The 9244-nt window shown below is 66.5% G+C and carries 7 protein-coding genes; 2 read left to right on the top strand and 5 right to left on the bottom strand.

The genetic code is table 11. From position 1 onward, the window contains the following. Positions 1-28: 28 nt before the first annotated feature. Complete coding sequence (locus T8S45_RS12470; protein WP_322293954.1) at positions 29-1603, top strand: helicase HerA-like domain-containing protein; 1575 nt, start codon at positions 29-31, stop codon at positions 1601-1603. A gap of 29 nt (positions 1604-1632) precedes the next feature. Here the strand turns inward: T8S45_RS12470 and T8S45_RS12465 are convergent, their stop codons facing one another. The 5 genes from T8S45_RS12465 to T8S45_RS12445 form a co-directional block, all read right to left on the bottom strand. Beyond that, entirely contained in the window at positions 1633-3021 is a 1389-nt protein-coding gene (locus T8S45_RS12465) for a sensor histidine kinase (RefSeq protein ID WP_322293953.1), read from the bottom strand. Further along, positions 3018-3749 carry a response regulator gene (locus tag T8S45_RS12460; protein ID WP_188640778.1) on the bottom strand — a complete coding sequence of 244 codons (732 nt, stop codon included), beginning with the start codon at positions 3747-3749 and terminating at the stop codon, positions 3018-3020. Before T8S45_RS12460 ends, T8S45_RS12465 begins: the two co-directional genes overlap by 4 nt. Before the next feature lie 36 nt (positions 3750-3785). Further along, complete coding sequence (locus T8S45_RS12455; protein WP_188640777.1) at positions 3786-4439, bottom strand: EF-hand domain-containing protein; 654 nt, start codon at positions 4437-4439, stop codon at positions 3786-3788. A 209-nt stretch (positions 4440-4648) separates the two neighbouring features. Then, positions 4649-5044 (bottom strand): VOC family protein, encoded by a 396-nt coding sequence (locus T8S45_RS12450; RefSeq protein WP_188640776.1) that lies wholly within the window; start codon positions 5042-5044, stop codon positions 4649-4651. 61 nt (positions 5045-5105) lie between these two features. Beyond that, the gene (locus tag T8S45_RS12445) at positions 5106-6911 is read right to left on the bottom strand and encodes an aminopeptidase P family protein (RefSeq protein WP_322293952.1); all 1806 of its coding nucleotides are present in this window, start codon (positions 6909-6911) and stop codon (positions 5106-5108) included. Positions 6912-7068: 157 nt separating this feature from the next. Between T8S45_RS12445 and T8S45_RS12440 the strand changes: the two genes are divergently transcribed. After that, positions 7069-9240, top strand: a complete 2172-nt coding sequence (locus T8S45_RS12440) for a S9 family peptidase (protein ID WP_322293951.1) — start codon at positions 7069-7071, stop codon at positions 9238-9240. Positions 9241-9244: the final 4 nt, after the last annotated feature.

The raw sequence follows: 9244 nt of genomic DNA, 5'->3' as shown, positions 1-9244 counted from the left end.
GGAGCGAACGCGATTACGGGAGCGGCAGGTGGGCGATATCTTTCTAGGCAAGGCGGCAGACGGCACGCCGCAATATCTCCGGCTCGACCAGGCGAATCGCCATGGATTGGTCGCGGGTGCGACCGGGACGGGCAAGACGGTGACGCTGCAGACGATGGCCGAACAGTTCGCGCGCCAAGGCGTCCCGGTCTTCGCCGCCGACGTGAAGGGCGACCTTGCCGGGATCGCGATGCCCGGCAGCGCCGCGTTCAAGCATGCCGACAAGATCGAAGGCCGGATCGCCGAACTGGGGGTCGAGGATTTCGCCTATGAAGGCAATCCGGCGGTGCTGTGGGACCTCTATGGCGAACAGGGCCACCCGATCCGCACCACCGTGTCCGAGATGGGCCCGCTGCTGCTCTCTCGACTGCTCGACCTCAACGACACCCAGGAAGGCGTGCTGTCGCTCGCATTCCAGTGGGCCGACGACAACGCCCTGCTGCTAATCGATTTCGACGACTTGCGCAGCGTGCTCGTCGCGGTGGGGGAGAATGCCAAGGCGTTGAAGCTCGAATACGGCAACGTCTCGAGCCAGAGCATCGGTGCGATCCAGCGGCAATTGCTGGCGTTCGAGCGACAGGGCGCGGACAGGTTTTTCGGCGAACCGGCCTTCGAGATCGCCGATTTCATGTGCGTCGATGGCGACGGGCGCGGGCTGGTAAACATCCTCGCCGCCGACAAATTGATGCGCAGTCCCAAGCTCTACGCCACCTTCCTGCTGTGGCTGCTCGCCGAACTGTTCGAGGCACTGCCCGAGGTCGGCGATCCCGCAAAGCCGAAGCTGGTGTTCTTCTTCGACGAGGCCCATTTGCTGTTCGACGACGCACCCAAGGCGCTGCTCGACAAGGTTGAGCAGGTCGTGCGGCTGGTCCGCTCGAAGGGGGTGGGGGTGTATTTCGTGACCCAGAACCCGATCGACATTCCGGAAGAGGTCGCAGGCCAGCTCGGCAACAGGGTCCAGCATGCGCTGCGTGCCTTCACCAAGCGCGACCAGCGCGCGATCAGAACTGCGGCGGAGACCTTCCGGATCAATCCCGAGCTCGACGTCGAACAGGCGATCACCGATTTGAAGACGGGCGAAGCGCTGGTCTCGACGCTCGACGAACACGGTGCGCCCAGCGTGGTCCAGCGGACCAGGATCGTACCCCCGCGCTCGCGGCTCGGCCCGCTGCTCGTCGCCGAGCGGAGCCAGTTGCAGGTCGACAGTCCCTATGCCGGGAAATACGATTCGGCGGTCGACCGCGAGAGCGCCGCCGAAGTGCTGGCGCAGAAGGCAATCGACGCGGCCGAGACCGCCGAGGAGGTCGCCGAGAAGGGACGCGAGGAAGTCGGCAAGCGCGAACGCAAGTCGACCAGCATCTGGGAAAAGGCGCTCAGTCGTGGGACCAAAACCGCCGCGAGCTCGGCCGCCGGGAAGATGGGCCGCACGATCCTCGGCAAGCGCTCGCGCGCCAATCCGGTCGTGTCGGGCGTGACTTCCGCCGCCGGGTCGATCGCGACCGATCTCGCTGGCCCGCTGGCCGGTCGGTTCGTGCGCAATCTGATCGGCGGGTTGATGCGCTGAACGCCACGACGTTCGCACGGTGAACCGGGCTACAAGGGAAGCCGCAGCACGGCGTCGAGGCCGCCGCCATCGCGATTGGCGAGGCTCAGCGTGCCGCCATGCTGTTCGGCGATCGCGCGCGACAGGGTCAGGCCGAGGCCCGAACCGCCGGTCGCGCGATTGCGCGATTTCTCGCCCCGCCGGAACGGCTCCATCATCGCCGCAATCCGTTCGGCGGGGATGCCCGGGCCGTCATCGCTCACGATCAACACCGCGTTATCGCCTTCGCGGCGCAGCGAAACACGCGCCGCTCCACCATAGCGCAGTGCATTGTCGACCAGGTTGCGCAGCGCGCGGCGGACCCAGGTGGCCCGGAACCGGCCGACCGCCTTGTCTGCATCGACCAAAGTGACGGGACGACCGCGATCCTCGTATTCCTCCACCACGCCGGTCGCGAGCGGGGCAAGATCGAGCATTTCCGGCTCGTCCTGCGGGCGGCCGATCCGGGCGAGCGAAAGGATGTCGTCGAGCATGCGATCAAGTTCGGCTATGCCAGCCGCCATCTTCGTCCGCCGGGTCTCGTCTTCGACCCCCTCGATCCGCACCCGCAGGGCGGCGAGCGGGGTCTTGAGGTCATGACCGATCGCGCCCAGCATGACGTCCTTTTCGTCGAGCAGGGCTACAATCCGGGCTTCGAGAGCATTGTGAGCCTCGATCAGCTCGCGCACGTCGTCCGGTCCCGAGGGGGCGAGCAGCTCGGCCTCGCGCGGCGCCGCAGCGAAGCTTCGCGTGCGCGCGGTGAGCGCGGCGAGCGGGCGGGTGATCCGGCGCAGCACCAGCCACAGCACGCCGAACAGGACCAGCGTGAGCACCAAAGTCTGAAACACGATCCCGCCGATTGCGCGGCGGCCGGTGCGCGGCCCTTCGGCCACCCGGGCAATGCGCCAGTCGCCGGCGGCGTCGTTGCGGACCGCGGCGAGCACCAGCGTATCGGGGATGTCCTCGCCCTGCCGCCGTGCGCGGGCCGCGAAGAATCGCAGCGCGCGCGGATCGTCGTCGATCGCTCGTCGCACGACCGCGATCTGCGCCGGGGCGTAGCCCTGCAGGCGAAGAATGTCGCGCAAACGCGCTTCGATCGCCGGTAGGCGGACGTCGGCAGCACGCACCGGATCGCTCTCGCTTCGTTCGAGCCGCAATCCGCGCCCGCGCATTCCGGGGCCGCGCCGCGGCTCGCGCAATTCTGGGGGAAGCTCAAGCTCGCTGCCGCGCCGCTCGGGCGCGAGCAGGCGGAAGGCGAGCGCATTGGCCGACGCGTTCTGCTGCCGTTCGATCATGCCGCGATAGAGCAGCACGGCATTGAACGCCTGTGCCGCGAACAGCGCGAGCGCGATCGAAAGCAGCACCTGCCCGAGCAGGCTCGAGGGCAGCAACCGTCTCACGCTTCGCACTCGACCCGGCGCACCTCGGCTGCGAGCCGGTAGCCACCGCCGCGGATGGTCTGGATCAGCTGCTCGTCGCCGTTGCGCGCCATCTTCCGGCGCAGACGCGAAACCTGGTTGTCGACCGCGCGATCGAACATGTGCTGTTCGCGACCTTGCACGAAATCGAGCAGGCGATCGCGGTCGAGCACCTGTCCGGGGTGGTCGAGCAGCGCCTTGAGGAGGCGGAAATCGGCCCCGGTAATGTCGACCAGCACGCCTTCGGGATCGATCAGCCGCTGGCGGGTGGGATCGAGGGTCCAGCCGTCGAAATGGTAGGCGCAGGTTTCGTCGGTGTCGTCACCCGGCGCGCGGGTGGCGCGGCGCAGGACCGAGCGGATCCGCGCGACCAGTTCGCGCGGTTCGAACGGCTTGGTGACGTAGTCGTCCGCGCCGATTTCGAGCCCGACGATCCGGTCGGTCGCCTCGCCGCGCGCGGTCAGCAGGATCGTGGGCAGGTCGCGCGCCTCGATCAGGTGCCGGCAAAGCGACAGTCCGTCCTCCCCCGGCATCATGATATCGACCAGTGCGAGTGCGAACCCCTGCTCGTCCAGCCGCGCGCGGGCCTGTGCAGCGCTCTCCGCCTCGGTCACGACGAACCCCTGGCCGGTCAGATACTCGGCCAGGGGTTCGCGCAGGGTCGGCTCGTCGTCGACCAGCAGGATGGCAGGCGCGGATAGGTCGGTCATTGCGGTTCCGCGCCGGTCTTCACCATCGGATCGAGGTCAGCGACGCTGGCGCCGTTCGCCACGCGCGGCGCGCATCTTTTCTTGCGCGGCCTTGCGTTCGGCCGCGGTGACCTGTCCGTCGCCGTCGGCGTCGAGCATCGCGAAATGCTTGGCGTGGGCGGCCTGGAACTCGGCCCGGGTAATGCGCTTGTCGCCATCGGCATCGGCCTGGCGCATCATCATCCGGACATGGCCGGCCATCCCGCCGCCGCGACCGCCACGGCGCATCTTGCCGCCGCCACGCTTGCCGCGCATCTCGCCGGCCTTCTCGCGCGCGGACGCCATCTCTTCCTGCGAGACACCGCCGCTATTGTCGGTGTCGAGGCGGGCGAAGCGTTGCTCGCGACGTTCGGCGCGACGCTTCTGCATTTCGGCCCGGCGGGCATCGCGCGCGGCCTGCATTTCGGCCTGCGTCACCTCGCCATCGCCATTGGCGTCGGCCTTGGCGAAGCGTTCGGCCTGGCGCGCCTCGCGATCGGCCTGGTCGAGCACGCCGTCATTGTTGACGTCGAGCCGCTGCCACATCTTGGTGCCCATCGCCTCGTGTTCGGCCTTGGTAATCACGCCGTCGGCACCGGGCCGGCCCTGCGCGTTCGCCGCGCCGGCCAGCGCCAGCGTGGCGGCTCCGAGTACGAAAATGGTCTTTTTCATGGTGGTCATCCTCTGCATGTCTTCGTGAAGGGGGCAGCGGGCCGGACCGGGAGGGGAGAGAGGGATGTCCGACCCACTGACTGTTCCCTTCCTACAGGCATCGTGTCGCAGCATTATGCCCGAGACGCAGGGATTTGTCGCGAATTGTCGCAAGCCGGGCAAACCGTCCATCGCGCCGCCAGTCCGGCGGAGAGCGATGCCTGCCGCCCTTAATCGACCTTTTCCATCAGGAAGGCATTGAGCTTATTGCCGTCCGGGTCGCGGAAATAGGCGGCGTAGAAGAGGTTGCCGTGTTCGTCGGGTTCGCCGCGCGGGCCCGGCTCGCCTTCGTCGCTTCCACCGTTGGCGAGCGCGATTTCGTGCAACTTGGCCACTTGTTCGCGGTCCTTCGCCTCGAGCGCGACCATCGTGCCGTTGCCGACGCTCGCCTCCTTGCCGTCGAACGGCTTGGTCGCGGCAATGCCCGCGCCGCCGTCCCACGCGCCCCAGGCGATGAAGGTCTCGAAATCCATCATCCGACCGTAGCCGAGCTCGGCGGCGATCGCGTCGTAGAATTTTGCGGCGCGGTCCAGGTCATTGGTGCCGAGCGTAACGTAACCGATCATGTGCAAGTCCTTCGCAAAACGACTCGCGACCCACAGGAACATTACGCGAACATCGACTGTCCTACAAGGGCTGGCACTGCCTTTCGAGCCAGGCGAGATCCTCGCCCTCGAGTTGCGGCGCGAGAATTTCGCGGACCTTGGCGTGATAGTCGTTCCACCAGCCGATCTCGCGCTCGCTCAGCAGCGATTTGTCGACCAGCGTGCGGTCGAGCGGGACGTGGGTAAGGGTCTCGAAGGTCAGGTACTTGCCCTCGCTGCCCTCGACCTGCGCGTCGACCACCAGCACGAGGTTCTCGATCCGGATGCCGTATTCGCCCGGCTTGTAATAGCCCGGCTCGTTGGAAAGGATCATGCCTTCGCGCAAGGGAGTCTCGGTGCCGGGGAAGGCCCCGCCGGGCTTGGAGATGCGCTGCGGGCCTTCGTGCACCGAGAGATAGCTGCCGACGCCATGGCCGGTGCCGTGGCCGTAATCGACCCCCGCCTGCCACAGGTGCATGCGTGCCAGCGCATCGAGCGCGCCGCCGCTGGTCTTGTCGGGGAAGATCGCAAGGTCGAGCTCGATATGACCCTTGAGGACGCGCGTGTTGCGATCCTTCATTTCCGCCGTGGGTTCGCCTGGGCCGACCCAGACGGTGCGGGTGATGTCGGTCGTCCCGTCGAGATATTGGCCGCCCGAATCGCACAGATAGATGCTCGAAGGCGGGATCGGGATATTGCTGTCCTCGTCGACCTTGTAGTGCGGCAGCGCGGCATGGCCGGCGGCGGCGCTGATCGTGTCGAAGCTCGAATCCTTCATCTCGGGACTGAGCCCGCGGAATTCGCGCAACTTGGCCGCCGCGGTGAGTTCGTCCACCTCGCCGGAGGGGGCGTTTTCCTCGATCCAGCGGAGATATTTGACCAGCGCCGCACCGTCGCGCGCCTGCGCGTCGCGGTGGCCCTGCTGTTCGGCCGGGGTCTTGATCGCCTTGGGCAGCACCGCCGGATCGTCGTCGCGAACGACCTTGGCCCCGCCCGCCTCGAGCGCGTGGAAGATACCGGCGACGGCATGGTTGGGATCGACCGCCACGGTCTTGCCCTTGAGGTTCGCCAGCGCGGGCTCGAACTGGTCGCGATCGCGGATATGCACAGCGTTGCCGAGGTGTTTGGTCAGTTCGGGCGTCACCTTGTCGGGCGCAATGAACAGCTCGGCCGTGCCGTCGGCATGTGCGACCACATAGGACAGCGCGACCGGCGTGTTGGTGATGTCCTTGCCGCGCATGTTGAGCAGCCAGGCGACCGAATCGAGCGCGGTGACGACGGTGGCGTCGTAGCCTTCGGACTTGAGCCAGTCGGCGACTTCGGAGCGCTTGTCGGCGCTCGAACGACCGGCGAACTTGTCGTCATGCGGCACGGCGGGCGCGAGCGAGGGCTGCGGGCGATCGGCCCACACCGCGTCGATCGGGTTGCCGTCGACCGCGACCAGTTCGATCCCCTTCTTGGCGAACAGCTTTTCCGCCTGCTCGGCCCATTCCACCCCGTGCAGCCAGGCGTCGTAGCCGATCTTCGCGCCCTCCCCGGCGTTCTCGGCGATCCATTTGGCGGGCGAGGTCTCGGGCACGTCCTCATAATCGAACAGGTTTCCGTCGACCTGCTCGCGCACCTGCACGGTGTAGCGGCCATCGGTGAACATCGCGGCGCGGTCCTGCAGCACCACCGCGCTGCCCGCGCTCCCTCCGAACCCCGTCAGCCAGGTCAGGCGCTGGGCGTAGTCGCCGACATATTCGGACATGTGTTCGTCCGAGATCGGCACCACGAACCCGTCCAGCCCTCTTCGCTTCAATTCCTCGCGCAGGGCGGAGAGACGGGCTTCGTGGGTTTGCATCAGCATGGGAGGGACTCGCTTTCGTGAATTCGTTCGCGCGCAATATAGGGCATCGGACCGGCGCTCGCCACCGAAGTCGCTGGACGCGTATCCCTCCCCCGATTAGCAATGCCCCGCACAAGCGGCGCGCAAGCAGAGCTCATGCCGCATGAGGGACCCGCCGATGAACCGACTTGCCGCCTTCGCCGCCGCGCTCGCCATGCTGGCCCCCGCGCCGCTGCTGGCCCAATCCGATACCCCCGAATCCGAGGACGAGACTTTGACCGAGACCCCCAGCGCGCCGCCGATCGCGGACAAGCGCGACTACGAATATTCGCGCCACGGGATCACCATCGCCGATCCCTATCACTGGCTGAAGGACCAATCCTACCCGACGATCGATGACGAGGATGTGCTCGAATACCTCAAGGCCGAGAACGCGTGGTTCGAGGCGAACATGAAGCCGCACCAGGCGCTCGTCGACGAGTTGTTCGAGGAAATGAAGGGTCGCATCAAGGAGGACGATTCCTCGGTTCCGCAGAAGGACGGCGATTTCCTCTACTGGACCGAGTTCGAGCAGGGTGCGGAATACCGCAAATGGTATCGCAAGCCGGTGAGTGGCGGCGAGGCGCAGCTGATCCTCGACGAGAACGAGCTCGCCGAGGGCAAGGAATATTTCCGCCTCGGCGCGTTCAGCGTCAGCCAGAACGGGCGCTATCTCGCCTATTCCTACGATGACAACGGCTCCGAACGTTTCGACGCGCGGATCAAGGATCTCGAGACCGGCGAGCTGCTGCCCGACGTGATCGCCGAAACGCTTTCGAGCCTCGTCTGGGTCGCGGGCGACAAGGGCCTCGTCTATGGCCGCGCCAACGCCAACTGGCGGACCGACAATGCCCGGCTCCACTGGCTCGGCCAGAGCGCCGAGCAGGATATCGAGCTCTACAAGGAAGAAGACGACGGCTTCCGCGTCGGCGCGGGACTTTCGGCGCAGGACGACTGGCTGGTGATCGCCACCGGCGACAACGAGACCAGCGAGGTGCGCCTCGTGCGGGCCGAAGATCCGACCGGCGAGCAGATCCTCGTCAAGCCGCGCAGCAAGGGCGTCGAATACGACGTCGACGTGCGGGACGGAAAGCTGTTCATCCATACCAATGACGAGCACGTGAACTTCCGCCTCGCCACCGCCTCTCTCGATGCGCCCGGCGCGTGGACCACGCTGATCGCAGGGTCGGACGAATTCTACCTGACCGACGTGTCGCTGTTCAGGGATTTCTACGTCACCGAAGGTCGTCTCGCGGGCCTCGACCAGGTCCAGATTCGCGATTACGCCGACGCATCCCGCATCCGCCCGATCGCCTTCCCCGAAGCGAGCTACGATGCGGGCCTCTCCAACAATCCCGAATACGCGGTCGACAAGCTGCGGCTGGCCTATGAGAGCATGGTCACGCCCGACAGCGTCTATGATTACCACCTCGCCGACGGATCGCTCGAGCTGCTCAAGCAGCAGGAAATCCCGAGCGGCTACGACAAGGACCTCTACCGCACCGAGCGGGTCGAGATCACCGCGCGCGACGGGACTAGGATCCCGGTCAGCATCGTGATGCGCAAGGACCGCCCGGAGGGCCCCGGTCCGCTGCACCTCTACGCCTATGGTGCCTACGGCTATGCCGTGCCGCCGGGCTTCTCGACCACGCGCCTCAGCCTCGTCGATCGCGGCTTCGCCTATGCCATCGCGCATATCCGCGGCGGTGACGACCTGGGCCGCAACTGGTACCTCCAGGGCAAGCTCAACGAGCGCACCAACACGTTCAACGATTTCGTCGACGCCGCGAAGGGGCTGGCCGAGCTGGGCTATACCGCGCCGGGCCAGATCACCGCCTCGGGCGGCTCGGCCGGCGGCGAGCTGATGGGCGTGGTCGTCAACACCGATCCCGATTTGTGGGGGGCGGTGGTGGCGCACGTGCCGTTCGTCGACGTGCTCAGCACGATGCTCGACGAGAGCCTCCCGCTGACCCCGGGCGAATGGCCCGAATGGGGCAACCCGATCGAGAGCAAGCAGGCCTTCGCCTACATCCTCTCCTACAGCCCTTACGACCAGGTGGTGGCGCAGGACTATCCGCCGATGCTCGTCACCGCGGGCCTAAACGATCCGCGCGTGACCTATTGGGAGCCCGCCAAGTGGGTCGCCAAGCTGCGCGACGTGAAGACCGACGACAATACATTGCTGCTCAAGACCAATATGGGCGCCGGCCACGGGGGCAAATCCGGACGGTTTCAGTCGATCTACGAGGTGGCGGAAGAATTTGCCTTCATCCTGTGGCAGATGGGCATGACCGAAGCAGCTGCGGAGTAATCGC

This window comes from Pseudoblastomonas marina, assembly GCF_034374265.1.
Taxonomy (GTDB): Bacteria; Pseudomonadota; Alphaproteobacteria; order Sphingomonadales; family Sphingomonadaceae; genus Alteriqipengyuania_A; species Alteriqipengyuania_A marina.
This window is presented reverse-complemented; position numbering and strand designations above follow the sequence as displayed.